General features: G+C 68.3%; 27 protein-coding genes. 16 read left to right on the top strand and 11 right to left on the bottom strand.

What is annotated here, in order from left to right; translation table 11 throughout:
- Positions 1-30 precede the first annotated feature (30 nt).
- Genes C7H75_RS03845 through C7H75_RS03825 form a run of 5 tightly spaced genes read left to right on the top strand, consistent with a single transcriptional unit; the run spans position 31 to position 4,568 of the window.
- A complete protein-coding gene (locus tag C7H75_RS03845; protein ID WP_080561080.1) occupies positions 31-1,008 on the top strand; it encodes a Zn-ribbon domain-containing OB-fold protein in 978 nt (325 codons plus the stop codon).
- A 13-nt stretch (positions 1,009-1,021) separates the two neighbouring features.
- The gene (locus C7H75_RS03840) at positions 1,022-2,086 is read left to right on the top strand and encodes a thiolase family protein (protein ID WP_106850955.1); all 1,065 of its coding nucleotides are present in this window, start codon (positions 1,022-1,024) and stop codon (positions 2,084-2,086) included.
- A 1-nt stretch (position 2,087) separates the two neighbouring features.
- Positions 2,088-3,263 (top strand): thiolase family protein, encoded by a 1,176-nt coding sequence (locus C7H75_RS03835; protein WP_005515543.1) that lies wholly within the window; start codon positions 2,088-2,090, stop codon positions 3,261-3,263.
- A 12-nt stretch (positions 3,264-3,275) separates the two neighbouring features.
- The gene (locus C7H75_RS03830; RefSeq protein WP_013414872.1) at positions 3,276-4,139 is read left to right on the top strand and encodes a TIGR03619 family F420-dependent LLM class oxidoreductase; all 864 of its coding nucleotides are present in this window, start codon (positions 3,276-3,278) and stop codon (positions 4,137-4,139) included.
- A gap of 9 nt (positions 4,140-4,148) precedes the next feature.
- Positions 4,149-4,568, top strand: coding sequence for a nuclear transport factor 2 family protein (locus C7H75_RS03825; protein WP_013414871.1), 420 nt, complete (start codon positions 4,149-4,151; stop codon positions 4,566-4,568).
- A 178-nt stretch (positions 4,569-4,746) separates the two neighbouring features.
- Here the strand turns inward: C7H75_RS03825 and C7H75_RS03820 are convergent, their stop codons facing one another.
- A complete protein-coding gene (locus C7H75_RS03820) occupies positions 4,747-6,000 on the bottom strand; it encodes a cytochrome P450 (protein WP_005515546.1) in 1,254 nt (417 codons plus the stop codon).
- 175 nt (positions 6,001-6,175) lie between these two features.
- Here C7H75_RS03820 and C7H75_RS03815 point away from each other — a divergent pair, with 175 nt between their 5' ends.
- From C7H75_RS03815 to C7H75_RS03805, 3 genes are all read left to right on the top strand, one after another.
- Positions 6,176-7,339 carry a steroid 3-ketoacyl-CoA thiolase gene (locus tag C7H75_RS03815; protein WP_106850954.1) on the top strand — a complete coding sequence of 388 codons (1,164 nt, stop codon included), beginning with the start codon at positions 6,176-6,178 and terminating at the stop codon, positions 7,337-7,339.
- Positions 7,340-7,355: 16 nt separating this feature from the next.
- A complete protein-coding gene (locus C7H75_RS03810) occupies positions 7,356-7,826 on the top strand; it encodes a nitroreductase family deazaflavin-dependent oxidoreductase (RefSeq protein WP_013414870.1) in 471 nt (156 codons plus the stop codon).
- A 101-nt stretch (positions 7,827-7,927) separates the two neighbouring features.
- Positions 7,928-8,599 carry a GNAT family N-acetyltransferase gene (locus C7H75_RS03805; RefSeq protein ID WP_106850953.1) on the top strand — a complete coding sequence of 224 codons (672 nt, stop codon included), beginning with the start codon at positions 7,928-7,930 and terminating at the stop codon, positions 8,597-8,599.
- Between the two features lie 68 nt (positions 8,600-8,667).
- Here the strand turns inward: C7H75_RS03805 and C7H75_RS03795 are convergent, their stop codons facing one another.
- On the bottom strand, positions 8,668-9,582 hold the full coding sequence (locus C7H75_RS03795) for an SDR family oxidoreductase (protein ID WP_005515556.1): 915 nt from the start codon (positions 9,580-9,582) through the stop codon (positions 8,668-8,670).
- Positions 9,583-9,591: 9 nt separating this feature from the next.
- Positions 9,592-10,356: an SDR family oxidoreductase gene (locus tag C7H75_RS03790; RefSeq protein ID WP_005515558.1), complete on the bottom strand. Its 765-nt coding sequence runs from the start codon at positions 10,354-10,356 to the stop codon at positions 9,592-9,594.
- A 97-nt stretch (positions 10,357-10,453) separates the two neighbouring features.
- On the opposite strand from C7H75_RS03790, the gene echA20 reads away from it, so the two are divergent.
- The 4 genes from echA20 to C7H75_RS03770 are packed head-to-tail and all read left to right on the top strand — an operon-like array spanning position 10,454 to position 13,936.
- Positions 10,454-11,239: a (7aS)-7a-methyl-1,5-dioxo-2,3,5,6,7,7a-hexahydro-1H-indene-carboxyl-CoA hydrolase gene (gene echA20, locus C7H75_RS03785; RefSeq protein ID WP_084870322.1), complete on the top strand. Its 786-nt coding sequence runs from the start codon at positions 10,454-10,456 to the stop codon at positions 11,237-11,239.
- Entirely contained in the window at positions 11,239-12,129 is an 891-nt protein-coding gene (locus C7H75_RS03780) for a CoA transferase subunit A (protein ID WP_005515561.1), read from the top strand. The genes echA20 and C7H75_RS03780 overlap by 1 nt, the downstream gene beginning before the upstream one ends.
- Positions 12,126-12,875: a CoA-transferase subunit beta gene (locus tag C7H75_RS03775; RefSeq protein WP_005515563.1), complete on the top strand. Its 750-nt coding sequence runs from the start codon at positions 12,126-12,128 to the stop codon at positions 12,873-12,875. Before C7H75_RS03780 ends, C7H75_RS03775 begins: the two co-directional genes overlap by 4 nt.
- Positions 12,872-13,936, top strand: a complete 1,065-nt coding sequence (locus tag C7H75_RS03770) for an NAD(P)H-dependent flavin oxidoreductase (RefSeq protein WP_005515564.1) — start codon at positions 12,872-12,874, stop codon at positions 13,934-13,936. Before C7H75_RS03775 ends, C7H75_RS03770 begins: the two co-directional genes overlap by 4 nt.
- 71 nt (positions 13,937-14,007) lie before the next feature.
- On the opposite strand, the gene C7H75_RS03765 is transcribed toward C7H75_RS03770, so the two are convergent.
- From C7H75_RS03765 to C7H75_RS03750, 4 genes are all read right to left on the bottom strand, one after another.
- On the bottom strand, positions 14,008-14,787 hold the full coding sequence (locus tag C7H75_RS03765) for a hypothetical protein (protein WP_064077761.1): 780 nt from the start codon (positions 14,785-14,787) through the stop codon (positions 14,008-14,010).
- Positions 14,784-15,563, bottom strand: a complete 780-nt coding sequence (locus C7H75_RS03760) for a DUF8176 domain-containing protein (RefSeq protein WP_005515566.1) — start codon at positions 15,561-15,563, stop codon at positions 14,784-14,786. The genes C7H75_RS03765 and C7H75_RS03760 overlap by 4 nt, the downstream gene beginning before the upstream one ends.
- Positions 15,564-15,618: 55 nt before the next feature.
- Entirely contained in the window at positions 15,619-16,812 is a 1,194-nt protein-coding gene (locus tag C7H75_RS03755) for a hypothetical protein (RefSeq protein WP_084865781.1), read from the bottom strand.
- Positions 16,813-17,114: 302 nt separating this feature from the next.
- Positions 17,115-17,402 (bottom strand): DUF2277 domain-containing protein, encoded by a 288-nt coding sequence (locus tag C7H75_RS03750; RefSeq protein WP_005515569.1) that lies wholly within the window; start codon positions 17,400-17,402, stop codon positions 17,115-17,117.
- Between the two features lie 104 nt (positions 17,403-17,506).
- Between C7H75_RS03750 and C7H75_RS03745 the strand changes: the two genes are divergently transcribed.
- The 4 genes from C7H75_RS03745 (at position 17,507) to C7H75_RS03730 (ending at position 21,882) form a co-directional block, all read left to right on the top strand.
- Positions 17,507-18,910, top strand: a complete 1,404-nt coding sequence (locus C7H75_RS03745; protein ID WP_106850951.1) for a cytochrome P450 — start codon at positions 17,507-17,509, stop codon at positions 18,908-18,910.
- Positions 18,911-19,003: 93 nt separating this feature from the next.
- On the top strand, positions 19,004-19,915 hold the full coding sequence (locus C7H75_RS03740; protein ID WP_005515572.1) for a bile acid:sodium symporter family protein: 912 nt from the start codon (positions 19,004-19,006) through the stop codon (positions 19,913-19,915).
- Between the two features lie 93 nt (positions 19,916-20,008).
- Complete coding sequence (locus tag C7H75_RS03735) at positions 20,009-21,088, top strand: alpha/beta fold hydrolase (RefSeq protein WP_106850950.1); 1,080 nt, start codon at positions 20,009-20,011, stop codon at positions 21,086-21,088.
- Between the two features lie 98 nt (positions 21,089-21,186).
- A complete protein-coding gene (locus C7H75_RS03730; protein WP_106850949.1) occupies positions 21,187-21,882 on the top strand; it encodes a class I SAM-dependent methyltransferase in 696 nt (231 codons plus the stop codon).
- Between the two features lie 146 nt (positions 21,883-22,028).
- Here C7H75_RS03730 and C7H75_RS03725 read toward each other — a convergent pair whose 3' ends face one another.
- From C7H75_RS03725 to C7H75_RS03710, 4 genes are all read right to left on the bottom strand, one after another.
- Positions 22,029-23,183 carry an acetyl-CoA C-acetyltransferase gene (locus C7H75_RS03725; RefSeq protein WP_064059634.1) on the bottom strand — a complete coding sequence of 385 codons (1,155 nt, stop codon included), beginning with the start codon at positions 23,181-23,183 and terminating at the stop codon, positions 22,029-22,031.
- Between the two features lie 19 nt (positions 23,184-23,202).
- Complete coding sequence (locus C7H75_RS03720; protein ID WP_022594071.1) at positions 23,203-23,826, bottom strand: TetR/AcrR family transcriptional regulator; 624 nt, start codon at positions 23,824-23,826, stop codon at positions 23,203-23,205.
- A 144-nt stretch (positions 23,827-23,970) separates the two neighbouring features.
- Positions 23,971-24,780: an SDR family oxidoreductase gene (locus tag C7H75_RS03715; RefSeq protein WP_005515577.1), complete on the bottom strand. Its 810-nt coding sequence runs from the start codon at positions 24,778-24,780 to the stop codon at positions 23,971-23,973.
- Positions 24,777-25,988, bottom strand: coding sequence for an acyl-CoA dehydrogenase family protein (locus C7H75_RS03710; protein WP_005515579.1), 1,212 nt, complete (start codon positions 25,986-25,988; stop codon positions 24,777-24,779). The genes C7H75_RS03715 and C7H75_RS03710 overlap by 4 nt, the downstream gene beginning before the upstream one ends.
- Between the last annotated feature and the right edge of the window lie 48 nt (positions 25,989-26,036).

The following is a 26,036-nucleotide window of genomic DNA, read 5'->3' as shown; positions in this document are numbered from 1 at the left end:
CATTAATAAGAACCTGTTCTACTCGATTCCGTGACCCCTGGAAAGAGCGGAGTGGCCGAGCAGCCACTGAGAGCACCACTTAATCTGAAATTCGACTACACCCGATCGGTGGGGCCGACCATCGGAGCGTTCGTGACGGCTCTTCGTGACCGAAAGGTCATCGGCGCCCGCGGTTCCGACGGCCGCGTCCACGTGCCGCCACCGGAATTCGACCCGGCCACGCACGAGCCGATGACCGACTTCGTCGACGTCTCCGACACCGGAACGGTCGTCAGCTGGTCGTGGATGCCCGAGCCCATCGAGGGCCAGCCGCTGAGCCACCCGTTCGCCTGGGCGCTGGTGAAGCTCGACGGCGCGGACACCTCGATCCTGCACGCCGTGGACGCCGGCTCCCCCGAGGCGATGAGCACCGGGATGCGGGTGCGGGTGCGGTGGGCCGACGAGCGCACCGGCCGGATCCAGGACATCGCGTGCTTCGAGCCCGGTGAGAGCGATACCGATTCCACCGCAACCGTTTCCACCGGAGATCCGGTGACCGACATCGTCACCCCGATCGACCTGCACTACACGCACACCGCGTCGTTCGAGGAGACCTACTACCTGCGCGGCCTGATGGAGGGCAAGATCATCGGCGGCCGCACCGACGCGAACGGCAAGGTCTACGTGCCGCCGCGCGGAGCCAACCCCACCGACGGCATGCCCACCAAGGAGCAGGTCGAGGTGTCCGACAAGGGCACCATCACGACCTTCTGCATCGTCAACGTCCCGTTCCTCGGCCAGCAGATCAAGCCTCCCTACGTCGCGGCCTACGTGCTGCTCGACGGCGCGGACATCCCGTTCCTGCACCTGATCCTCGACGTCGACGCGGCCGAGGTCCGGATGGGCATGCGCGTGGAAGCCGTGTGGCGGCCCGAGGAGGAGTGGGAGTACTCGCTCCGCAACGTCTCCCATTTCCGTCCGAGCGGTGAGCCCGACGCGGACTACGACAGCTACAAGCACCATCTCTAGGAGCCTCGAGAACATGACAGACATTGCAGTCGTCGGCTTCGCACAGGCCCCCCATGTGCGCGAGACCACCGGCACCACCAACGGTGTCGAGATGCTGGTCCCCTGTTTCCAGGAGCTGTACTCCGACCTCGGAATCACCAAGTCCGACATCGGTTTCTGGTGCTCCGGATCGTCCGACTACCTGGCCGGACGCTCCTTCTCGTTCATCTCCGCGATCGACTCGATCGGCGCCGTGCCGCCGATCAACGAGTCGCACGTCGAGATGGACGCCGCCTGGGCGCTGTACGAGGCCTGGGTCAAGCTCATGACCGGCGAGGTGGACACCGCGCTGGTGTACGGCTTCGGCAAGTCCTCGGCCGGCAACCTTCGTCAGATCCTGGCGATGCAGATGGATCCGTACCTCGTCTCACCGCTGTGGCCGGATTCGGTGTCGGTTGCGGGCCTGCAGGCCCGACTCGGCCTCGAGTCCGGAAAGTGGACCGCGGAGGAGATGGCGGCGATCGCCCAGCGCAGCCGCGCTGCCGCGAAGTCCAACCCCGACGCTCAGATCTCCGGTGACGTCGACATCGAGACGCTGCTGGCCTCCGAGTACGTCGCGGATCCCCTGCGGGCCCACGACTGCGCGCCGATCACCGACGGCGCGGCCGCGATCATTCTGGCCCGCGGCGACCGTGCCCGCGAGCTGTGCGAGCGACCGGCGTGGATCACCGGCATCGAGCACCGGATCGACTCGCCCAACATCGGCTCGCGCGATCTGACGACGTCGCCGTCGACGGCGTCGGCTGCTCGTGCCGCGACGGGCGGCGACGTGTCGAACATCGACGTCGCCGAGTTGCACGCACCGTTCACGCATCAGGAGATCATCCTGCGCGAGGCGATCGGCCTGACCGACACCACCACGATCAATCCGTCGGGTGGACCCCTCACCGGTAACCCGCTGTTCTCCGGCGGACTCGAGCGGATCGGCTACGCGGCCCGCTCGATCATGAGCGGCGACGCGCAGCGCGTCCTCGCCCACGCCACCAGTGGCCCTGTGCTGCAGCAGAACCTGGTCGCCGTCATGGAAGGACGCAACTGATATGGCCAAGCAACTCGCCGCCGTCCTCGGCACCGGCCAGACGTACTACGTCGCCAAGCGTCACGACGTCACGATGGCCGGCCTGGTCCGCGAGGCGATCGACCGCGCGATGGCCGACGCCCAGGTGGGCTGGGACGACATTGACGCCATCGTCATCGGCAAGGCCCCCGACCTGTTCGAGGGCTCGATGATGCCGGAGCTCGCGATGTCGGATGCGTTGGGCGCGCAGGGCAAGCCCCTGTTGCGTGTGCACACCGCCGGCTCGGTCGGCGCGTCGACCGGCAACGTCGCGACCAGCCTGGTGCAGGCCGGTGTCCACAAGCGCGTTCTCGCCGTGTCGTGGGAGAAGCAGTCCGAGTCGAACGCGATGTGGGCGCTGTCCACCCCGGTGCCGTTCACGATGCCGGTCGGCGCGGGCGCGGGCGGCTTCTTCGCCCCGCACGTGCGCTCGTACATCCGCCGGTCGGGCGCCCCCGACCACATCGGCGCGATGGTTGCCGTCAAGGACCGCCGCAACGGCGCCCTCAACCCGTACGCACACCTCAAGCAGCCCGACATCACGGTCGAGTCGGTGCAGGCGTCCCAGATGCTCTGGGACCCCATCCGTTACGACGAGACGTGCCCGTCGTCGGACGGCGCCTGCGCGATCGTCATCGGCAACGAAGCCGCCGCGGAGGAGGTCGTCGCGGGTGGCCGCAAGGTGGCGTGGATCCACGCCACGTCGATGCGCACCGAGCCGCTGTCGTACGCCGGCCGCAACGTCGCCAATCCGCAGGCCGGCCGGGACGCGTCGGCCGCGCTGTGGAAGGCCGCGGGCATCACCGACCCACTCACCGAGATCGACGAGGCGGAGATCTACGTGCCGTTCTCGTGGTTCGAGCCGATGTGGCTCGAGAACCTCGGGTTCGTGCCCGAGGGCGAGGGCTGGAAGTTCACCGAGGCCGGCGAGACCGCCCTCGGCGGACGCCTTCCGGTCAACGCCTCGGGCGGTGTGCTCTCGTCCAACCCGATCGGCGCGTCCGGCATGATCCGCTACGCCGAGTCCGCGATGCAGGTCATGGAACGCGCGGGCGACCACCAGGTCGACAGTGTCCGTAAGGCTTTCGGCCACGCCTACGGTGGCGGCTCGCAGTACTTCGCGATGTGGGTGGTCGGCGCCGACCGTCCGACCAACTAGAGAGGTTTCCCCATGAAGTTCACAGTCGGTATCGCGATGAGCCCGCTGGACCAGTTGACCGCCCTGGCACAGACCGCAGAGGAAGTTGGTTTCGCGAACATCGCGCTGCCCGACTCCCTGTTCTTCATGGAGACGGCCGCCGCGGACTACCCGTACACCCCCGACGGCTCGCGCATGTGGAATGCCGAGACACCGTGGGTGGACCCGTTGATCGCGGCGGCCGCGATGGGCGCTGTCACGAGCACCATCGGCTTCTACACCAACGTCCTCAAGCTCGGCTCCCGCAACCCCCTGCTGCTGGCGCGGCAGGTGGGTTCGGTGGCGAACCTCACCGGCAACCGCTTCGGGTTCGGCGTCGGAATCGGCTGGGCACCGGAGGAGTTCGAGTGGTGCGGCGCTCCCTACAAGAAACGCGGCGCTCGTGTCGACGAGATGATCGAGATCATCAAGCTCGTCCTCGACGGCGGCATGGTCGAGTACCACGGCGAGTTCTTCGACTTCGACCGCCTGCAGATGAGCCCGGCACCGAGCAAGCCGGTGCCGTTCTACGTCGGTGGCCACACCGAGGTCGCGCTCAAGCGCGCGGCCCGGATCGGCGACGGTTGGACGTCGGCGATGATGAAGTTCGACGACCTGGTCGCCACGATGGCCCGCCTCGACGAACTCCGTGCCGAATACGGCCGCGCAGAACTGCCTTTCGAGATCCAGGCGGTGTGCATCGACCGGTTCGGCAAGGACGGCTACGCCGAGATGGCCGAGGCCGGAATCACGGACAGCATCGTCGTCCCGTGGATCTTCGACGGCCTCGGATTCGACGCCCCGCTCGAGGCCAAGCAGGATTCGCTGCGCAAGTTCGCCGATCAGTACATCCACTAGGAGCACGGTATGACGACAACCGGAACCGAGCATCCTGCGCGCATCGCCGCGAAGGCGTCACAGTCCGCCGCGAGTGGAAAGCGCAAGGAGGAGTGGCTCGATCTGTTCGCCGAAGACGGCTGGGTCGAGGACCCGGTCGGCCCCTCGGGCTTCGATCCCGAGGGCAAGGGCCACCACGGCCGGGAGGCCATCTCGAAGTTCTACGACATGACGATCGCGAACACCGACTCGCTCGAGTTCATCGTGAACGACTCGCTGGTGTGCGGCGACGAGAACGTCAACATCGGCACGATCCGAACAGTCGTCGCCGGCAACCAGATCGATGCCGAAGGCGTTTTCGTCTACCGCGTCGACGCGGAGGGCAAACTGCAGTCGTTGCGGGCCTTCTGGGAGGTCGAGCGGGCGATGAAGACGCTCAAAAAACTCTGAGCTATACCGCACGACGAGAGTGGGGCGGTCACCGATTCGGTGACCGCCCCACTCTCGTTGTCCCACTCCCCTGTTCACGGCACCGTCTCGCCCCGAATTCGTCCCCACACAGAGCGGTGGCGCCGACGAGGGATGAGGGAACTCGCCGGCGCCACCGCGCCTGTGGTGTGCGTCGAAGCTAGTGCTTGACCGGGCAACCGCCGGTCTTGTAGTCCACCTGGTACTCCTTGATGCCGTTGAGCCAGCCGGAGCGCAGGCGGCGGGTATCCCCGGCCTCGGTGATGTCCGGCAGGAAGTCCGCGATCGCGTTGAAGATCAGCTCGATCTCCATGCGGGCGAGGTTGGCACCCAGGCAGTAGTGCGCACCGGTGCCGCCGAACGACAGATGCGGGTTCGGATCGCGCGTGATGTCGAACTTGTGCGGATCGTCGAACACTTCCTCGTCGAAGTTGGCCGAGACGTAGCTCATCACCACGCGCTGGCCCTTCTTGATCGCGACGCCGCCGATCTCGGTGTCCTGCAGCGCCGTGCGCTGGAACGACGCGACCGGGGTGGCCCAGCGGATGACCTCGTCGGCCATCGTCTTCGGACGCTCCTTCTTGAACAGCTCCCACTGCTCGGGGTTGTCCATGAATGCCTTCATGCCGTGCGTCGTGGCGTTGCGAGTGGTCTCGTTGCCGGCGACCGCGAGCACGATGACGAAGAAGCCGAACTCCTCGGCGCTGAGCTCGTCGCCGTCGACGTCCGCCTCGATGAGCGTGGTCACGAGGTCGTTGGCCGGGTTCTTCTTGCGCTCCTCGGCCATCTGGTACGCGTAGCCGAGGATCTCCATCGACGCGGCAGCCGGATCGATGTCCGCGAACTCCGGGTCGTCGTACGAGGTCATCTGGTTGGACCACTCGAAGACCTTGCCGCGATCCTCCTGCGGCACACCGATCAGTTCGGCGATGGCCTGCAGCGGCAGCTCCGCGGCGACCTGGGTGACGAAGTCGCCGCTGCCTTCCTCGGCGGCAGCCTTCACGATGGCCTCGGCGCGCGACTTCAGCTCTGCCTTGAGCCCGTTGATCGCACGGGGCGTGAAGCCGCGGGCGACGAGCTTGCGCAGCTTGGTGTGCTCCGGCGCGTCCTTGTTGAGGAGCACGAAGCGCTGCAGCTCGATCTGCGCACGCTCCATGTCGTCGTTGAAGCGCGGGATAGCGGTGTTCTCCCAGGTGGAGAACACGTCGCTGCGCTGCGAGACATCACGGATGTCCTCGTGTCGGGTGACGAGCCAGTAGCCGCCGTCGTTGAAACCACCGACGCCGTCGGGCTGCTCGACCCAGTACACCGGCTGAGTCTTCCGAACCTCGGCGAGCTCTGCGACCGGGATCCGGTGTGCGTAGATGTCAGGGTCCGTAAAGTCGAACCCTGCGGGAATGTTGGGCTGCGCCACTGCTGTCTCCTGCCCTCGCGGTCAGGTCCGCGAAGTGATGTGGAACACGTTCTACATGCATTGAATCACAGAGCGTCGATCAGGGAAAGACTAGGCAAATATCAACCCACCGGGTCCTTGCCCGACGGGGAGAACTTGTTCTACTTTTCGAAGTAGAGAGTGAAAGGAGCCCGCCGTGGGCACACCAGTAATCGTCGAGGCAGTTCGCACCCCGATCGGAAAGCGCGGTGGCTGGCTGTCCGGTCTGCACGCGGCCGAGATCCTCGGAGCCGCACAGAAGGGCATCGTAGACCGCGCGGGCATCGATCCGACGCTGGTCGAGCAGGTCATCGGCGGGTGTGTCACCCAGGCCGGCGCGCAGTCCAACAACGTCACCCGCACGGCCTGGCTCGCGGCCGGCCTCCCGTGGCAGGTCGGCGCGACCACCATCGATTGCCAGTGCGGTTCCGCACAGCAGGCCAACCACCTCATCGCCGGTCTCATCGCGACCGGTGCGATCGACGTCGGCATCGCGTGCGGTGTCGAGGCCATGAGCCAGGTGCCGCTGGGCTCCAACGTCGGTACCGCGGCGGGTCCGCGTCGTCCGGCGTCGTGGGACATCGACATGCCCGACCAGTTCAACGCCGCCGAGCGAATCGCCAAGCGCCGCGGCCTCACCCGCGAGGACCTCGAGGTGCTCGGCGTGCAGTCGCAGGCCCGCGCCAAGCAGGCGTGGGAGGAGGGTCGCTTCGATCGCGAGATCGTCCCCGTCACCGCCCCGGTGATCGGTGAGGACAAGCAGCCCACGTCGGAGATGAACGTCGTCAGCCGCGACCAGGGCCTGCGCGACACCACCGCCGAGTCCCTCGCCAAGCTCAAGCCCGTCCTCGAGGGCGGCACCCATACGGCCGGAACGTCGTCGCAGATCTCCGACGGCGCCGCCGCCGTCATGCTCATGGACGAGGACCGCGCCCGCGCGCTCGGCCTGAAGCCGCGCGCCCGCATCGTCAGCCAGGCGCTGGTCGGCGCCGAGCCCGAGTACCACCTCGACGGCCCGGTCCAGGCAACGTCCCGCGTCCTCGAGAAGGCCGGCATGAAGATCGGCGACCTCGACCTGTTCGAGGTCAACGAGGCATTCGCATCGGTGGCGCTGTCGTGGGCGCAGGTTCACGGTCCCGACATGGACAAGGTCAACGTCAACGGCGGCGCTCTCGCGCTCGGACATCCCGTGGGCAGCACCGGTTCCCGCCTGATCACCACCGCCCTGCACGAGCTCGAGCGCCGCGACGCCTCCACCGCGCTCATCACGATGTGCGCGGGTGGCGCGCTGGCCACCGGCACCATCATCGAGCGGATCTGATCGGAGCCTCTGACCGATGACCACGCAGCGCCCGTCGGGGCTCGATTCCAAGTACACGGTCGACATCATCAAGTGGATGTCGAAGACCAACGTCAAGCTGTATCGGGCCACCGGCGGGCGTCTGGGTGGCAAGTGGCGTGTGGGCAGCGCCTTCCCGTGGGGGATCCCGGTCTGCCTGCTCACCACCACCGGCCGCAAGAGCGGTCAGCCCCGGGTCAGCCCGCTGCTGTTCCTCGAGGACGGCGACCGGGTGATCCTGGTGGCCTCGCAGGGCGGGCTGCCCAAGAATCCGATGTGGTACCTCAACATTCGCGCCAACCCCGAGGTGACGATTCAGATCAAGTCGCGGATCCGGACGATGCGGGCACGGGTGGCCACCGACGAGGAGCGTGCCGAACTGTGGCCCCGCTTGGTGGACATGTACGCCGACTTCGACAACTACCAGTCGTGGACCGATCGGCAGATTCCCGTGGTGATCTGCGAATAACTTTCGCCCCTCCCCTGCGCGAGGTCGAACGGGAATAATGGGGGCCGACGCCCGGCACATCGGCGCCGGGCACACCGGTTCTCGAGGAGGAATGTCGCGATATGACAGTGAAGAACCACGACCAGGTGATCGACCGACGCGAGATCGCCTCAGCCCTGCTGAAGGCGCTCGACCGTCGTCACGAGGTCTTGGACGCCATCGTCGAGAGCAACGATCGTGCGGCCGCAGTCGCGGCGGTCCGCGACCTGCTCGACACGTCCGACTTCTGCGCCGAGGCCGTGCTGGGTCTGCGATTCGACCGCCTCACGGTCAAGGAGCGCGACCGCATCCGCACCGAACTCGAGGATCTCGACGCGACGCTGCAATGGCTGCCCGAGCAGCGTCCGTACAGCACGGGGGCGGGAGTTCGACTGCGCCCGTTCAGTGATTCCGACGACGACGCGGCACTGTTCCGCAAGCGTTCCGCCGAGCAGTTCGACGAGTCCGGAAAGCCGTGGGACGACGAGCGCGTCGAGCGGGAGCGCCAGCACGGCCTGAAGCGCATCGACGACGAGTCCGCGGCGTGGTTCGTCGCCGAGTGCACGACCGGCGACGCCCCGAACGGCGTCGGCCTGATCTTCGGCGAACTCACCGGCAACGAGGTGGACGTCGCGATCTGGGTGGCCCCCGAGTCGCGCAAGCAGGGCTACGGCACCGCCGCGCTCAAGCAGGCACGCAGCGAACTGGCCGCGTACTTCCCGGGCACCGTGCTGATCGTCCGCACGCCGGCCTAGGCGCTTCGCACCCGTGCGCCTTTTCGGTAGCCGGAGCTACCAAAAAGGCGCACGGGTGGCGGAGCCGCCTACGCGCCGTAGACCGGGGTGGGAACCTCGGCCTTGGCCAGCAGGTCGGCGACGACCGGGCCCAGCTCCTTGGGATCCCAACGGTCACCCTTGTCCTGGGTGGGGCCGTGGCGCCAACCCTCGGCGACCGTGATCTTGCCGCCCTCGACCTCGAAGACGCGTCCGGTGACGTCCTTCGACTCCGCAGAGCCCAGCCACACGACCAGCGGCGAGATGTTCTCCGGCGCCATCGCGTCGAAGCCCTCCTCCGGAGCGGCCATCGCCTCGGCCATCGCGCCACCGGCACCGACGGTCATCCGGGTGCGGGCCGCGGGGGCGATGGCGTTGACGGAGACGCCGTAGTTCTTCAGCTCGGCGGCGGCCTGGATGGTCATCTCGGCGATGCCCGCCTTGGCCGCGGCGTAGTTGCCCTGGCCGATGGAACCCTGCAGGCCCGCGCCCGAGCTGGTGTTGATGATGCGGGCGTCCACCGGACGTCCGGCCTTGGACTCGGCACGCCAGTACGCGGCGGCGTGGCGCAGCGGGGCGAAGTGCCCCTTGAGGTGCACGCGGATGACCGCGTCCCACTCTTCCTCGCTCATGCCGACCAGCATGCGGTCACGCAGGAAGCCCGCGTTGTTGACCAGGACGTCGAGGCGGCCGAAATTGTCCAACGCGGTCTGGATCAGGTTCTGGGCACCCTCCCACGACGCGACGTCGTCACCGTTGGTGACGGCCTCGCCGCCGGCTGCCTTGATCTCCGCGACGACCTGCTCCGCGGGGGTCTCGCCGGTGTTGGAGCCGTCGCCGCCGACACCGATGTCGTTGACGACGACCTTGGCGCCCTCGGCCGCGAAGGCCAGCGCGTGGGCGCGACCGATTCCACGGCCGGCGCCGGTGATGATGACGACTCGGCCGTCAAGCAAACCGCTCACTTGTTCTCCTTAAGTAGTAGCCGCGGCCAGGAAGGCCGGGCGCTCGCCGCCGCCGTGGACGGTAAGGGTCGAACCGCTGACGTAGGCCGCCAACGGTGATGCCAGGAATGTCGCACAGTTGCCGATGTCCTCGGGACGGGCCATCCGACCCAGCGGGACGGTGGCGCCGACGGCGTCGATACCGGCCTCGTCGCCGTAGTGCAGGTGACTCAGCTCGGTCTGGACCAGTCCGACGACGATCGAGTTGACCCGCACCTTGGGCGCCCACTCCACGGACAGGCTCGCCGCGAGGGAGTCGATGCCGGCTTTGGCCGCGCCGTACGCCGCGGTGCCGGGCGACGGCCGACTGCCGCTGACGGAGGAGATCATGACGATCGATCCGCCGTCCTCCTGCTTCTGCATGACCGCGTTCGCGATCTGCGAGATCAGCAGGGGCGCGAGCAGGTTCAGCTCGACGATCTTGGAATGGAACTTGGGGCCGGCGTCGGCCGCCATCGCGAAGGGCGCACCGCCGGCGTTGTTGACGACGGTATCGAGGCGGCCGTACTTCGCGACGATTCGGTCGATCATCGATTGCACCTGCTCGGCGTCGCGGACGTCGCACGCGATGAAGTCGACACCGCGGCCGTCGACTTCGATGGCCTCGTCGGCCGGACGACGGGCACACGTCACGACCGTGGCGCCCGCACGCAGGAAGGACCGGCTGATTCCGGCACCGATTCCGCGCACCCCGCCGGTCACCAGTACGACCTTGCCTTCGAGACCGAGATCCACCTTGTTCCTCCCTGAAGCGGCACGGGTCTTTCGTACCCGTCTGTGATAACTTACCAAGCAATCGCTTGGTTCGGTCAATAGACGTAAGGAACATGCCATGGGCATCACTTCGACCTCGGACGGTGCCGGGATCACCACGGTCACCGTCGACTACCCGCCGGTGAACGCCATCCCCTCGAAGGGCTGGTTCGAGTTGGCGGACGCCATCCTGGCGGCGGGCAAGGATCCGGAGACCCATGTGGTGATCCTGCGTGCCGAGGGACGCGGCTTCAATGCCGGCGTCGACATCAAGGAAATGCAGGCCACCGAGGGCCACGGCGCCCTCATCGACGCCAACCGCGGCTGCGCGGCGGCGTTCTCCGCGGTCTACGACTGCGAGGTCCCCGTCGTGGTCGCCGTCAACGGCTTCTGCGTCGGCGGCGGCATCGGCCTGGTCGGCAACGCGGACGTCATCGTCGCGTCCGACGACGCCATCTTCGGCCTGCCCGAGGTGGACCGCGGCGCCCTCGGTGCGGCCACGCACCTGGCGCGCCTGGTGCCGCAGCACATGATGCGCACGCTGTACTACACGGCCAAGAACGTCGACGCCCAGACGCTCAAGCACTTCGGTTCCGTCTACGACGTGGTTCCGCGCGCCGAGCTCGACGCCTGCGCGCTGAAGATCGCCGGCGAGATCGCCGCCAAGGACACCCGCGTCATCCGCCGCGCCAAGGAAGCCATCAACCGCATCGACGTGATGGACGTCCACACCAGCTACCGGATCGAGCAGGGCTTCACGTTCGAGCTCAACCTCGCCGGCGTCGCCGACGAGCACCGCGACGAGTTCGTCGCCACCGGCAAGCCGAAGTCGAACACCACCGCACCCAAGGGAGACAGCAAGTAATGGCTGAGAAGCGCGACAAGCGCCGCTCACTGGATGAGGCAGTCGCCGGTATCCAGAGCGGGATGACCATCGGCATCGGCGGCTGGGGCTCGCGGCGCAAGCCGATGGCCCTCGTCCGCGCACTGCTGCGCAGCGACGTCAAGGACCTGACCGTCGTCGGGTACCTCGGCCCGGACCTCGGCCTGCTGATCTCCGCCGGCAAGGTCAAGCGCGCCTACTACGGCTTCGTGTCCCTGGACTCGGCGCCGTTCTACGACCCGTGGTTCGCGCAGGCCCGTGTCGCCGGGACCATCGAGTCCCGCGAGATGGACGAGGGCATGGTGAAGGCCGGCCTGCAGGCTGCCGCGGCGCGCCTGCCGTTCATGCCGATCCGTGCCGGCCTCGGTTCGGACGCGCAGACCGTCTGGGGCGACGAGCTCAAGACCGTCGCGTCGCCGTACCCGGACGCCGACGGCCGCACCGAGACCCTCATCGCGATGCCCGCGCTGAAGCTCGACGCCGCCCTGGTCCACCTGGACCTCGCCGACGAGCGCGGTAACGCCGCCTACACCGGTGTCGACCCGTACTTCGACGACCTGTTCTGCCTCGCGGCCGAGCAGCGCATCCTCAGCGCCGACAAGATCGTCTCGACCGAGGAACTCGTCAAGTCCGTCCCGAATCAGGCTCTCATCCTGAACCGGTCGATGGTCGACACCGTCACCGAGGCTCCGAACGGCGCCCACTTCACCTTCGCCGGCAGCTACAAGCGCGACGAGAAGTTCCAGCGCCACTACGCCGAGTCCGCCAAGACCCCCGAGGCCTGGCAGGCCTTCGCCGACACCTACCTGTCCGGCAGCGAGGACGACTACCAGGCCGCCGTGCGCAAGTTCGCAGAGGAGCAGAAGTCATGACCGAGGTAACCCGCGCGGAGTACTGCGCCGTCGCTTGCGCCGAGCTGTTCGCCGACGCCGGCGAGATCTTCGCCTCCCCCATGGCGACGCTGCCGCTGATCGGCGCGCGCCTGGCCAAGCTCACCACCGAGCCCGACCTGATCATCACCGACGGTGAGGCCCTGATCCTGGCCGAGGCTCCGGCCATCGGCGCCAGCGCGCCGATCGAGGGCTACATCCCCTTCTCCAAGGTGTTCGACGTGGTCGCCTCCGGCCGTCGCCACGTGGTGATGGGCGCGAACCAGATCGACAAGTACGGCAACCAGAACCTCTCGGCGTTCGGTCCGCTGGACAAGCCGACCCGCCAGATGTTCGGCCTGCGCGGCGCTCCGGGCAACACCATCAACCACGCCACCAGCTACTGGGTCGGCAAGCATTCCTCGCGGGTGTTCGCCGAGAAGGTCGATGTGGTGTGCGGCGTCGGCTACGACAAGGTCGATCCGGAGAACCCGGCTTTCCGCTTCCTGAAGAACCACCGCGTGGTCACCAACCTGGGCGTCTTCGACTTCCAGGGCCCCGGTCAGACGATGCGCGCGGTCACCCTGCACCCCGGCGTCACGGCCGAGGACGTCAAGGCGAACACCTCCTTCGAGATCGCCGACCTGGACTCGGCGGGCGTCACCCGTGAGCCCACCGCCGAAGAGCTGCGCCTGATCCGCGAGGTCATCGACCCGAAGAGCCTGCGTGACCGTGAGGTTTCGGCGTGACCGCCGTCCTGAAGACGCCGTTCACCGAACTCGTCGGTGTCGAGCATCCGATCGTGCAGACGGGCATGGGCTGGGTCTCCGGCCCGCGCCTGACCGCGGCCACCGCCAACGCGGGCGGCCTCGGCATCCTCGCCTCGGCGACGATGACGTACGAAGAGCTCGAGGCTGCGATCAAGAAGACCAAGCAGCTCACGAGCAAGCCGTTCGGCGTCAACATGCGCGCCGACGCGTCGGACGCCTCCAAGCGCTGCGACCTGCTGATCCGTGAGGGCGTCAAGGTCGCCTCGTTCGCGCTGGCCCCCAAGAAGGACCTGATCGCCAAGCTCAAGGACAACGGGATCGTCGTCATCCCGTCGATCGGTGCCGCCAAGCACGCCGTCAAGGTGGCTTCGTGGGGCGCCGACGCGGTGGTCGTGCAGGGCGGTGAGGGCGGCGGCCACACCGGTGGTGTCGCCACGACGCTGCTGCTGCCGTCCGTGCTCGACGCGGTCGACATCCCGGTCGTCGCCGGCGGCGGGTTCTTCGACGGTCGTGGCCTGGCCGCGGCGCTGTCGTACGGTGCCGCGGGCGTCGCGATGGGCACCCGCTTCCTGCTCACCCGCGACTCGGCGGTGCCGGACTCGGTCAAGCAGGAGTACCTCAAGCGCAGCCTGACCGACACCACGGTGTCCGTGAAGGTCGACGGCATGCCGCACCGAGTCCTCAACACCGAGCTGGTGAATGCGCTCGAGAAGTCGAGCTACGCAAAGGGACTCGTCGCCGCCACCAAGAACGCGATGAAGTTCAAGGCAATGACGGGCATGAAGTGGTCCACCCTCGCCAAGGACGGGCTCGCCATGAAGAAGTCCGGCGACCGCACGTGGCAGCAGATCATCATGGCCGCCAACACCCCGATGCTGCTCAAGGCCGGTCTGGTCGAGGGCAACACGGAGGCCGGCGTGCTCGCGTCCGGTCAGGTGGTCGGCATGATCGACGACCTGCCCAGCTGCCAGGAACTGATCGACCGCATCATGGCCGACGCCGTGAAGCGGATCGATGCACTTGGAGACCTCAAGGCCTGACCGGCTTCCCGGTTCTCCGCTGAAGGGACCCGGCATGCGCCACCAGCGCATGCCGGGTCCCTTCTTCCGCTTCAGGCCAGTTCGCTGCTCGACTCCCCCGAATCGGACCGGCCGAGCCGGCTCGACAGCGCACCGAGGACGTCGAGGGCGTCGGTCCAGGCGTCGAGGGTGGCCGACGCCAGCCGGCGGTGGTCGAGCACACCGGGCTGCGCCAGGGCCGCGTCGAACGGCACCTCGACGAGCCCGGCGACCCGAGGCGCGAGCGCCGAGCGAATCGGCGCCAGATCCACGGGAGCGTCCGGCATCTGGTGCGAGACGACGACGATGGTGCGTCCCAGCACCTCGGCGCCGTAGGTGGACATCACCCAGGTGAGCGCGTCGCGCATCCGGCTGAGCGGTTCGGCGCGGGCGGATGCGACCACCACCAGCGCGGCACCGGACCGCAGCAGCGGCGCCAGTCGCGGTGAACGCAGCGCGGTCCCGACGTCGTGGATGCGGGCGCTGTGCCGGGCCGCGAGGAGCTCGTCGACGATGGCCGCATCGCTCGGCTGGCCGCCGCCGTTGCCGACCACGACCACGCCGGCCGACGTCAGTGCCATGTGCGCCCGGAACTGGCGGATCGAGCGCGCCGCGTCGACGGCCCCGATACCGGTGCGGGAGAGCAGGTTGCCACCGTCGCTGGTGGCGTCGACCGCGGAGACCTCCTTGCCGGTGCCCAGCCGCAGGGCCGTGGCGAGCCCGAACGCCGTGGTGGTGGCCGCGGCACCACCGGAACCGGCGACGACAACGGCCGACACCTGTTCGGGTTCGGCCACTTTCGGGACCCGGCGCAGCGACACCACGTTGTTCATCGCAGATCCTCCACCGTCGCGATCTTGAAGCCGTCGGGTGACGCGGCAACGGTGATGCGCTGGCGGATCGTGCCGTCCGTGCCGTCCGGCATCCGCAACACGAGGTCCACCATGTAGGCGTTCGGATCCGCGGTGGACGCGATCGTCACGCAGTGCTCGGTACCGACCTGGACGTCATCGATCCACTTCTGGATCTCCGGCACCGGGTTCGGGGTGAGCATCAGCGACGCGACCCGGCCGCCGTCCCGTTGGGCGTAGTACGCGTGGTCGAATGCGCGGATCACGCCGGGCCCGTTGTCGACGGTGCCCGGGCCGCGGCCGACGCTCCGGCCGTCGCTCACCTCTTCGGCGCACCAACCCGCCCCGGTCACCGATGCGCCGGCAGCGGTGCCCTGTGCCGTCGCCGATGCTCCCGCCGCCGGCACGGCCGACCCGGCGGTCTCGCGGTCGCCGCCCGTCAGAACGACCGCGGTCACGGCCGCCGCGACCGCCAGCACCGAGACCGCAGCGGAGGCGACGACGAGGGGCCGGCGCGCCGCACGCGCCGGCTGTTCGGGCTCGGGTTCGACATGCGGGTCGGCCAGCCAGGCGGGTCGGTGCTCGAAGTCGGGCGTCAACTCCTGTGGCGCCGACTCCTCCGGGGTCGGAGCTACCGAGACCGCATCTGCCGCCGGGATCGGAACCGACGGCGCCACAGCGCTTTCGGCAGGCTCCGATTCGTAGTGCTCGGTCACGTCCGGGAACAGTGCGGGTCCGTTCCGGTTGTCGGTCGCCATTTCTCCTCCGCGATGGTGCGCGGGTGGGGCGGGATCGTTCCCGCCCCACCGGTGGTCATGCCTGGACGCCGGCCCCGACGGCCTCACCGATCATGTTCGCGGCGACACCGAGAGACGATTCCTGCACGAACGCGGTGAGTCCGGCGTCGACCTGCCCCAGCAGCTGCGCACCGCCGGGCTGTGCTGCCACGAAATCACGTGCTTGACGGTCGATCTCCGGTGCAGCGGCCACGCCATTCCGCACCGCCGACGCGGCAGCTCCGCCGACCGGGTTGGTGTCCCACTGAGCGAGGGTGTCCTGCGTCTGTGTGGTGACCGCGGGCTGGTCGACGTCGTTGAAGAACCTGCGGACATCATCGGGAAGCTCCTGCGGTTCACCGAGGTCGCCCGCGCCGAACATGGTTCCCGCACCCGCGCCGAGCACAGCACCGCCCGCGCCACCGATGACCGCACCCGGGATACCGCCGGCGGCCGCACCGACCGCGGTACCCACGGTGGTCACGAAACCGACCCCGGGAAGGAACAGCCCTTCTGTACCGAGCCCCGTAGCCAGACCGACCTGGGTTCCGATGGCGCCTCCGGCGAGCGCGCCCAAGCCGCCGACAGCCGCGGCACCCGTGATCGCACCCGCCGCACCCATACCCAGCTGCGCCGCCGCGAGCCGATTTGCGCGGGTGGTCTCGACGCCCAGCGAACGCCAGAACGTCGACACCTCGGCCTCGATGACGGCGGAGGTGTTGTTGGTACGCGCGAGGTCGCCGTCGGTGATCCAGTTGGGCTGCGCCACATGGTAAGTGCCCAGGCGCAGGGTCTCGCGCGGCGCGATGATGGGCGCGGTGGGCTCGACGTACGTGGGCAGGTGCAGTTCCTCGACCCGGAGCGGAGCGACGTAGTAGTCGTCGGGCGCGTTGTAGGTGTTGGTGTCGTAGTCGTAGTTGTCGAGCGGCTGGTACTCGACGTTCTCGTACTGCGCGGGCGGCGCGACCCAGTACACGGGTTCGGGCTGCGCCGGTGCCGTCGTCACGCCACCCTGTGTGGTGGGTGTGGAGGTGACGCCGCCCTGGGTCCGGGGCGCATCGGTGCCGCCACCCTGCGCCGGCGGTGCCGTCGTCACCCCACCCTGCGGGGGCAGTTGGTTCGGCGCCGCGGACGCCGCGCCCGACGCTGCCACGACCACTGCGGCCGCGGCGGACGGGACCAGCGCCATCCGTGCGATCGTGCCGACCCGGCTCTTGCGGTGCTTGCCCATCGAAGGATCCCCCTTGGTGATTCGAGACTGAGACGTCGCGTTCTTTCAGTGCCGCAGCGGCCGCTGGTCCACGGACGCGGTGAACGCCGATGCCTCGGTCTGGAATGCCCGGAATGCAAGCGATGTGAGGGCAGCACTGCCCGCCACGACTCGAAAGCGCGCACACCGATGCGCGCTCATCCCCCTCGGCAACCTGCCGCCCCCATCACGAACGTCCCCCGCCGATCCGGTTCCCCCCGGTCGGTGCTTGGTCAGCCCGCAGAGTAACAGCAGGGGCCGACCGGCACCGCACGACCCTGGAGTCAGGATCCGACGGTGGCTTCCTCCGCCGCGGCCATGCGCGCACGCACCTCGGGCCGGCGCAGCGGCGGGACCGTCTTGGGAGGCTGCCGACGTGGCGGCAGCGCGGCGAGCAGTTCCATCGTCGTCGCGGTGACCTCTTCGACGGCCTTCTCGAACGCGTCGCGGTTGGCGTCGGACAGCTTGTGGACGCCACTGATCTTGCGGACGTACTGGCGCGCGGCAGCCTCGATCTCCTCGGCGGTGGCAGCCGGTTCGAGCCCGCGCAACTCGGTGATGTTTCGGCACATGCCTCGAACGGTAATCCCGCGCCGGCACCCCCGAAAGGGTGTCGGGTAGCGAACATAGGGCGTACTTTCGGTACCACACACCGGACCGGCACCGCGGGGGAACGATGCGCGTCGTAGAGAAGTCGAGCACCACAACCGTGTCCGTCCCGCATCCGCCCGGGCGTCTGCCCCTCGTGGGCGACGTCCTGGGGGTCTCTCTGCACACCCCGGTGCAGGACTCGATGCGACTCGAACGGCAGCTGGGCCCGATCTTCGAACGCAAGGCGCTGGGGCACCGGTTCGTGTTCGTGTCGGGCGCCGACATGGTCGCGGAACTGTCCGACGAGTCCCGCTTCGCCAAGAACGTCGCCCCCGGGATCGCCGAGTTGCGGGGAATCGGCGGCGACGGCCTGTTCACCGCATACAACGAGGAGCCCAACTGGGCTCGCGCACACAACCTGCTGCGTCCGGCGTTCACGCAGGCGGCGATGCGCTCGTACCACGACATCATGGTGGCGGTGGCCGGCGAACTCACCGAGCACTGGGACACCCACGTCGACGGGGCGCCGGTGGATGTGTCGTCGGACATGACGAAGCTGACGCTCGAGACCATCGGCCGGGCGGGGTTCAGCTATTCGTTCGATTCGTTTCGCAGGGAGCGGCCGCACCCGTTCGTCGAGGCAATGGTCCGCGCGCTCACCCACGCCCAGCGGCGCACGTTCCGGAAAGTGCCGCTCGTGTCGAAGTTGCTGTACCGCAAGTCCGATCGGCAGAACGAACAGGACACCGCGTATCTCGCACAGGTGGTCGACGAGGTGATCCGGCAGCGCCGCGACAGCGACGCGGAGGGGCCCGAGGATCTGCTGGAGATCATGCTGCGGGCGGCGCGCGAGGACGACCCGAATCGTCTGGACGAGGTGAACATTCGGAATCAGGTCGTGACTTTCCTGGTTGCCGGCCACGAAACGACTTCGGGCGCCTTGTCGTTCGCGCTCCACTATCTGGCGCAGCATCCGGAGATACTGGCGAAGGCGCGCGCCGAGGTCGACGCGGTGTGGGGTGACGGAACCCCGACCTTCGAGCAGGTGGCGAAGCTACGCTACGTCCGCCGTGTCCTGGACGAGACGCTGCGCCTGTGGCCGACGGCGCCCGCCTACGCGCGCGAGGCGCGGGAGGACACGGTACTCGCGAACCGGTATCCGATGCGGGCCGGCGAGTGGGTACTCGTCCTCATCCCGTCACTGCACCGCGACTCCGCGTGGGGCTCCGACCCCGAGAGATTCGACCCGGACCGCTTCGCTCCCGAGCGTGTTCGCGGCCGCGCCCCACACATCTACAAACCGTTCGGGACCGGCGAACGAGCCTGTATCGGACGCCAGTTCGCGATCCACGAGGCCGTCCTCGTCCTCGGCACGATCCTGCGGCGCTACGACTTCACCGCTGACCCCGACTACCAGCTCCGCATCCAGGAGCGTCTGACGCTCATGCCGGTCGGCTTCACACTGTCGCTGCGCCGGCGTCGGATCTGACGACGGAGAACATATTCCGGCATTTCGGCCATTCCCCTGCGTCATTGCCGCTACCGTGCGCGTCACACCCGCAGACGAGGAACGGCGAACGACATGGACTCTCCCCTGGCCACCGTGGCACTACCGGCGGCCCTCGCGATCATCATGTTCGGCCTGGGTCTGTCGCTGACGACCGCGGACTTCGCTCGCGTCGCACGACATCCGCGCGTCGTGACCATCGCACTCGCCTGCCAACTGCTGATACTGCCTGCCATCGCCTTCGGCCTGGTGCTCCTTTTCGACCTGCCACCGCTCCTGGCGGTCGGCATGATGGTTCTCGCCGCCTCCCCCGGCGGCACCACCGCGAACCTCTTCAGCCACCTCTACCGCGGCGATGTCGCCCTCAATATCACTCTGACGGCGGTCAATTCGGTGATCGCGGTCGTCACGTTGCCCGTCGTCACCAACTTCGCCCTCGGCTACTTCGATCCCGATACGGGAACCTCGATGGGGCTGCAGTTCGGCAAGGTGCTGCAGGTGTTCGCAATCGTGTTGATCCCGGTCGCGGTCGGCATGTTCGTGCGTGCCCGGTGGACCGATTTCGCACACCGCATGGACAAGCCCGTGCGAATCGCGTCGGCCGTCGTGCTGGTGCTCGTCATCATCGGCACCATCGCCGCCGAGAACGAGAACGTGGGCAGCTACCTCGCCGACGTCGGACTGATCACCACGCTGTTCTGCCTTGCGAGCCTCGCCGTCGGCTACTGGGTTCCGAAGGTACTCGGCGCGGGCAGGCGGCAGTCCATCGCGTGTTCGATGGAGATCGGTGTCCACAACAGCACTCTCGCCATCGCGATCTCGATCAGCGTCCTCGACAGCGTCGACATCGCGATCCCGGGCGCGGTCTACGGCGTCGTGATGTTCCCCCTCGCCGCGGCCGTCGGCTGGCTGATCAGCCGGGGCACGCCGGCCGCGACGACCGAGACGGCCCAGGAGCGAACCGAGCGGGCTGCCGAAAATAGTTGAGTCGGCACCTGGGCCGATGCCGGACGCGACGGCCGCGGCTCGGACGCTCGGGCATGATGGTGTGAGGTAGAGAGCTCGAGCTGGAGGCCCGTCATGGGTCAACCGTCCGCGCGGGATACGCGCCGTCCGGTCCGCTTCTTCACGGCGCCGACCGGTGCGCGGATCGCCTACGCCCACACCGGCCGAGGGAAGCCGCTCCTGGTCCCGGCGGCATGGATCAGCCACCTCGAGTTGCTGTGGCAGGACCGCGCCTACCGCGACTTCTTCATACCGCTGTCGGCGGTTCGCACCGTCGTCCAATACGACCGGCCCGGCTGCGGGCTGTCCGATCAGATGCCGGGGCCCGCGGGCCTGGCGGCCGATCTGACGCTGCTCGAGGCTCTGGCCGACCACCTGGGTCTGGAACGCTTCGATCTGCTGGGCATCTCCCTGGGCGCGCCGGTGTCGATCGCCTTCGCGGCACGTTTCCCGCAGCGGGTCGACCGGCTGATCCTGTACGGCGGTTACGCCGACGGCTCGGACGTCGCCGCGCCGGGGGTTCGCACCGCCGTGCTGGGCATGATCCGAGCGCACTGGGGGCTGGGCTCGGAGATGCTGGCCGACATCTTCATACCGGACGCCGATGCCGCGACCAGGGCGCTGTTCACTCGGCTGCAGAAGGAGGCCGCACCAGCCGAACTGGCCGCCGACCTGCTCGCGCAGTGCTACGAGATCGACGTGACCGACCTGCTCGACCGGGTCGGCGCCCCGACGCTCGTCGTACACCGGCGCGGCGACCGGGCGATCCCCTACCGCGCGGGCCGCACACTGGCTGCACGAATCCCCGGCGCGCGGCTGATATCGCTGCCCGGCCGCAGCCACTTCCCGCACGTCGGCGACGCCGCCGCCGTCGTGCACGCGATGCTCGAATTCCTGGGGCACGGAACCACCGCGCTTCCCCCGGAACCGCCGGACGCGCTGACCGCGCGGCAACTGCAGGTGGCGGCGCTCGTCGCGGAGGGCATGACCAACCGGCAGATCGCGCAGCGGCTGGGCATCGAGGAGCGCTCCGCCGAGGGACACGTCGAGCGCATCCGGCTCCGGCTCGGGGTCTCGTCCCGCGCCCAGGTCGCCGCCTGGTGGGCCCGGAGCGTCTCGGCCGGCCCGGCTCCCGACGTCGAGGTACCGGATTGAGGTACCGGCAGGGGTAGTTCCCTCCTATCCGCGGCGGTGCCGCTCCGCGAGGCTCGTAGTCACATCGACCGACGCGAACCTCGAAAGGAGCGCAAGCGATGGCCAGCCACGATGTGATGTCCCGCGAACCCGAGGAGTCGGCGCCGACCGCGCCCGGCGCCTTCCGGTTCCATCCGCTCCGCGGACCGTTCAACGCCCTGTTCTTCAGCGCCCTCGACCGATATCTGGATCACCTGCTGCGACCGCACAAACAGTCCCTCTTCGACGACCTGCCACGGACAGTCGTCGAACTGGGGCCCGGAGTGGGCGCCAACCTGCGTTACCTCCGCGCCGGCACCCGGCTGATCGGCGTCGAGCCGAACCCGGCGATGCACGAGCGCCTGCGTGCGCGGGCCGCGCGTGCCGGGGTCGATCTGGAACTGCACACCACCGGTGCCGAACGGCTCGAGCTGCCGGACACGTCGGTGGACGCGGTCATCTCGAGCCTCGTGCTCTGCACCGTGGCAGATCCCGCGGCCGTCCTCACCGAGGTCCACCGCATCCTGCGCCCCGGCGGACGCTACGCGTTCCTCGAGCACGTCGCCGCGCCCGACGGCACCTCGCTGCGCCGTCTGCAGCGGGCCGCACGCAGGCCGTGGGCTTGGACCTTCGAGGGTTGCTCTTGCGAGCGCCACCTGCAGGCCGTCGTCGAGGCCGCCGGATTCACCGAGACGGCCATCGAGGCCTACCGCCTGCGCTCGCCCTTCCTGCCCGTCAACACCCAGATCGCCGGCGTCGCCCGCAAACGCCCCTGAGGCCGCCCCAGCAACCGCGTTTTGCGCACTTGTCGCGCTCCGCCGGGCATCCGAGTCGCGACAAGTGCGCAAAACGCGGGGGGACGGGAACGGCGAATGCCCTGCCGATTCACTGGGAACCGGCAGGGCATTCGTGAGCGGGAGGACTAGTTCTCGATGCGCTCGATGATCGTGACGTTGGCGGTGCCGCCGCCCTCGCAGATGGTGAGCAGGCCGTAACGGCCGTTGCGACGCTCGAGCTCGTTGAGCAGCGTCGCCATCAGCTTGGTGCCGGTCGCACCCAGCGGGTGGCCGAGGGCGATCGCGCCGCCGTTGACGTTGACCTTGGCCGGGTCGGCACCGAGCTCCTTGATCCACGCGAGGACGACCGGCGCGAACGCCTCGTTGATCTCGACGAGGTCGATGTCGTCGAGGGTCAGGCCCGTCTTCTCCAGCGCGTGCTGGGTCGCCGGGATCGGCGCGCTCAGCATGAAGATCGGGTCGTCGCCGCGGGCGCTCATGTGGTGGATGCGGGCTCGCGGCTTCAGGCCGTACTTCTGCACGGCCTCCTCCGACGCCAGCAGCAGCGCGCTCGAACCGTCGGAGATCTGGCTGGCGACGGCAGCGGTCAGGCGGCCACCCTCGACCAGCACGTTGAGGCTCGCCATCTTCTCGAGGCTGGTCTCGCGCGGGCCCTCGTCGGTGGTGACGTCACCGAAGGGAACGATCTCGTTCTCGAAGCGGCCCTCGGCGATCGCGGCCTTGGCGCGCTCGTGGCTCTGCAGAGCCCACTTCTCGAGCTCCTCGCGGCTGATGTCCCACTTGTCGGCGATCATCTCGGCGCCGCGGAACTGCGACACCTCCTCGTCGCCGTAGCGCTCGGCCCAACCCTTGGACTCGGCGGTCGGCGTGCTGAAGCCGTACTGCTCACCGACGATCATGGCGGCCGAGATCGGGATCTGGCTCATGTTCTGGACGCCGCCGGCGATGATCAGGTCGGCGGTGCCGGCCAGGATGGCCTGTGCGCCGAACTGGATGGCCTGCTGGCTCGACCCGCACTGGCGGTCGACCGTCACACCGGGCACGTGCTGCGGCAGGCCCGCGGCCAGCCACGACAGGCGCGCGATGTTGCCAGCCTGGCCACCGATCGCGTCGACGCAACCGAACACGACGTCGTCGACGTTCGACGGGTCGATACCGGTGCGCTCGACGAGCGCCTTGATGATGTGCGCGCCCAGGTCGATCGGATGAACGGGGGCCAGGCCACCGTTCTTCTTGCCGATCGGGGTACGGATGGCGTCGACGATGTAAACCTCGGGCATGAACAGCTCCTGGGTCGGATTACTTGTGGGAGTCGGGGCTGGCGAGCCCGTCCAGAACGATGGAGAGGTACTGCTTGGCCACGGCCTCGGCGGTGAGCGGGCCGCCCGGCCGGTACCAGCGCACGGCCACCCAGACCGTGTCGCGCATGAAACGGAAGACGATCTCGACGTCGAGGTCCTGACGGAAGCTGCCGTCGGCGACACCGGCCTCGAGCACCCCGACCCACAGGTCGCGGAACTCCTGGTTACGCTCGGCGAGGTACGCGAACCGCTCGTTGGACGCGAGGTGCTTGACCTCGTCCTGGTAGATCGCGACCGCACTGTGCGAGGCGTCGATGGCCTCGAACGACGCGATCACGAGAGCCTCGAACGTCTCGCGCGAGCCCATGCCGGCGGCGACGATCTCGCGGTAGCGGCCGAACAGGTCGTCCTGGAAGCCGCGCAGGATCTCGTCGACCATCGACTCCTTGGAGTCGAAGTGGTGGTAGAGGCTGCCGGAGAGGATGCCCGCCGCGTCGGCGATGTCGCGCACGGTCGTGGCCCGCAGGCCGCGTTCGGCGAACAGGCCCGCAGCGAGTTCGAGGAGCTCGGCGCGGCGCCCGGACTTGTTCGAAGACTCGTCGGCGCCTCGGGGTGGAGTCATGCCGGACATCCTACCAACCAAGCGATTGCTAGGGTATCGGCGCATTTCGCCCAGCGGACACTCCTGTGCCGCGGCCGAATGTCACATCGGTTCAGTCGGACTGCACCGATGTGACATTCGGCCACCACGAGCACGGAAGGTTACCTACGCGCGCTGGCTCGAGACCGAGACGATCTCGCCGGTCATGTAGGTGGTGTAGTCGCTCGCGAGCATCGCGATCACCGACGCGATCTCCCACACCTCGGCCGCGCGGCCGTAGGCCTCACGCGACGCCAGATTGTCGAGCAGCTCGTCGCTGGTGACCTTCGCCAGGAAGGGGTGCTTGGCGATGGACGGCGACACCGCATTGATGCGGACACCGAACTCGGCGGCCTCGATCGCGGAGCAGCGGGTGAGCGCCATGACGCCGGCCTTGGCCGCCGCATAGTGCGACTGCGAGTGCTGCGCACGCCAACCCAGGACGGAGGCGTTGTTCACGATGACGCCGCCGTGCGGGGCCTCCTTGAAGTAACGCAGCGCGGCGCGGGTGGCGCGGAAGGTGCTCGTGAGCGTGATGTCGACGACGCGGTCCCACTGCTCGTCGGTCATGTCGACGATCGGGGTCTCGCCGCCCAGGCCTGCATTGTTGACCAGAACGTCGATGCGGCCCAGCTTCTCCGCAGCGCCGACGATCAGCGCGTCGACCTGCTCGGTGCTCGAGACGTCGCAGACGAACGACTCGACCTGCTGGCTGCCGAACTCGGCCGACAGCTTCTCGACGGTCTCACCGAGACGACGCTCGTGGAAGTCCGAGACGAGGACGTCGGCGCCCTCGAGCAGCGCGCGGCGCGCGGTCGAGAAACCGATGCCGGTGCCGGCCGCGGCGGTCACGACGATCTTCTTGCCCTTGAGCAGGTCGTGGCCCGCGACCTCTTCGGGAGCGACGGCGAGCGGGGACTTGATGGTGGCGGTCACGGGCGTGCCTCTCGGGGAAGGCCGAGCACACGCTCGGCGATGATGTTGCGCTGGATCTCGTTGGATCCGCCGTAGATGGTGTCGGCGCGCGTGAACAGCCACAGTCGCTGCAGGTCGTTCAGCTCCTCGCCGGGCTCGGTGTTCTCCACACCGATCAGCGACGCGGCGCCCTGGACCTCCATCGCGAGCTCGCCGAGCCCGCGGTGCCAGTTGGCCCACAGCAGCTTCGCGACGGACGCCTCGCCGCCGTTGGCACTGGCGTCGACGCTCGCGAGCGTGCGCAGCGCGTGGGCACGGATGACCTGCAGGCTCGTCCACGCGCGGGAGATCTTGTTGCGGATCGCCGGATTCTCGGCGGCACCGTTGCGCTCGGCCAGTTCGACGATCGACTCGAGCTCACGGGCGAAGCCGATCTGCTGCCCCAGGGTCGAGACGCCGCGCTCGAAGGTGAGCGTGCCCATCGCGGTGCCCCAGCCGTTGCCCTCGCCACCGACGACCAGGTCGGCGTCGGTGCGGGCGTTGTCGAAGAACACCTCGTTGAACTCGGAGGTGCCGGTGAGCTGGATGATCGGGCGGACCTCGACACCCTCCTGGTTCATGGGAACCAGCAGGTACGACAGACCCTTGTGGCGCGACGAGCCCGGCTCGGTGCGCGCGACGACGAAGCACCAGTCGGCGAGGTGCGCGAGCGACGTCCAGACCTTCTGGCCGTTGACCACCCACTGGTCGCCGTCGAGTCGCGCCGTGGTCGACACGTTGGCGAGGTCGGAGCCGGCGCCCGGCTCGGAGTAACCCTGGCACCACAGCTCGGTGACGGTCTTGATGCCCGGCAGGAAGCGCTGCTTCTGCTCCTCGGTGCCGAACGCGATCAGCGTCGGGCCGAGCAGCTCCTCACCGATGTGACTCACGCGCGCAGGCGCATTCGCGCGTGCGTATTCCTGATGGAAGATGATCTGCTGGCTCAGCGTCGCCTCGCGACCGCCGTACTCCTTCGGCCACCCGAGGCAGGTCCAGCCGGCGGCAGCCAGGTGACGGTCCCACTCGAGGCGTTCCTCGAACGCCTCGTGTTCACGTCCCGGCCCGCCGAGGCCCTTCAGCTCGGCAAACTTCCCGGAGAGGTTCTCTTCGAGCCATTCGCGAATTTCCCGCGCAAAGGCCTCGTCAGCAGCTGCCTGCTCGCTGGTCTCAATACCCTGGCTAACGTCCACAGCGATACGGTACCCTACCAAGCACTTGCTTTGTATAGAGGTTCCGCC

It is taken from the genome of Rhodococcus (subgen. Prescottella) equi (assembly GCF_003013675.1).
GTDB classification, from domain to species: Bacteria; Actinomycetota; Actinomycetes; order Mycobacteriales; family Mycobacteriaceae; genus Prescottella; species Prescottella equi.
Note: the sequence above shows the minus strand (reverse complement) of the source record. Positions and strands in the feature narration are given on the sequence as shown.

Excerpts from the sequence above, each read along its gene's own strand:
- C7H75_RS03725 (WP_064059634.1), bottom strand. The coding sequence starts at position 23,183 with ATGCCCGAGGTTTACATCGTCGACGCCATCCGTACCCCGATCGGCAAG.
- C7H75_RS03835 (WP_005515543.1), top strand. The coding sequence starts at position 2,088 with ATGGCCAAGCAACTCGCCGCCGTCCTCGGCACCGGCCAGACGTACTAC.
- C7H75_RS03775 (WP_005515563.1), top strand. The coding sequence starts at position 12,126 with ATGACCGAGGTAACCCGCGCGGAGTACTGCGCCGTCGCTTGCGCCGAG.
- C7H75_RS03825 (WP_013414871.1), top strand. The coding sequence starts at position 4,149 with ATGACGACAACCGGAACCGAGCATCCTGCGCGCATCGCCGCGAAGGCG.
- echA20 (WP_084870322.1), top strand. The coding sequence starts at position 10,454 with ATGGGCATCACTTCGACCTCGGACGGTGCCGGGATCACCACGGTCACC.
- C7H75_RS03740 (WP_005515572.1), top strand. The coding sequence starts at position 19,004 with ATGGACTCTCCCCTGGCCACCGTGGCACTACCGGCGGCCCTCGCGATC.
- C7H75_RS03755 (WP_084865781.1), bottom strand. The coding sequence starts at position 16,812 with ATGGGCAAGCACCGCAAGAGCCGGGTCGGCACGATCGCACGGATGGCG.
- C7H75_RS03765 (WP_064077761.1), bottom strand. The coding sequence starts at position 14,787 with ATGAACAACGTGGTGTCGCTGCGCCGGGTCCCGAAAGTGGCCGAACCC.
- C7H75_RS03760 (WP_005515566.1), bottom strand. The coding sequence starts at position 15,563 with ATGGCGACCGACAACCGGAACGGACCCGCACTGTTCCCGGACGTGACC.
- C7H75_RS03780 (WP_005515561.1), top strand. The coding sequence starts at position 11,239 with ATGGCTGAGAAGCGCGACAAGCGCCGCTCACTGGATGAGGCAGTCGCC.
- C7H75_RS03830 (WP_013414872.1), top strand. The coding sequence starts at position 3,276 with ATGAAGTTCACAGTCGGTATCGCGATGAGCCCGCTGGACCAGTTGACC.
- C7H75_RS03745 (WP_106850951.1), top strand. The coding sequence starts at position 17,507 with ATGCGCGTCGTAGAGAAGTCGAGCACCACAACCGTGTCCGTCCCGCAT.
- C7H75_RS03750 (WP_005515569.1), bottom strand. The coding sequence starts at position 17,402 with ATGTGCCGAAACATCACCGAGTTGCGCGGGCTCGAACCGGCTGCCACC.
- C7H75_RS03720 (WP_022594071.1), bottom strand. The coding sequence starts at position 23,826 with ATGACTCCACCCCGAGGCGCCGACGAGTCTTCGAACAAGTCCGGGCGC.
- C7H75_RS03805 (WP_106850953.1), top strand. The coding sequence starts at position 7,928 with ATGACAGTGAAGAACCACGACCAGGTGATCGACCGACGCGAGATCGCC.
- C7H75_RS03730 (WP_106850949.1), top strand. The coding sequence starts at position 21,187 with ATGGCCAGCCACGATGTGATGTCCCGCGAACCCGAGGAGTCGGCGCCG.
- C7H75_RS03735 (WP_106850950.1), top strand. The coding sequence starts at position 20,009 with ATGGGTCAACCGTCCGCGCGGGATACGCGCCGTCCGGTCCGCTTCTTC.
- C7H75_RS03840 (WP_106850955.1), top strand. The coding sequence starts at position 1,022 with ATGACAGACATTGCAGTCGTCGGCTTCGCACAGGCCCCCCATGTGCGC.
- C7H75_RS03810 (WP_013414870.1), top strand. The coding sequence starts at position 7,356 with ATGACCACGCAGCGCCCGTCGGGGCTCGATTCCAAGTACACGGTCGAC.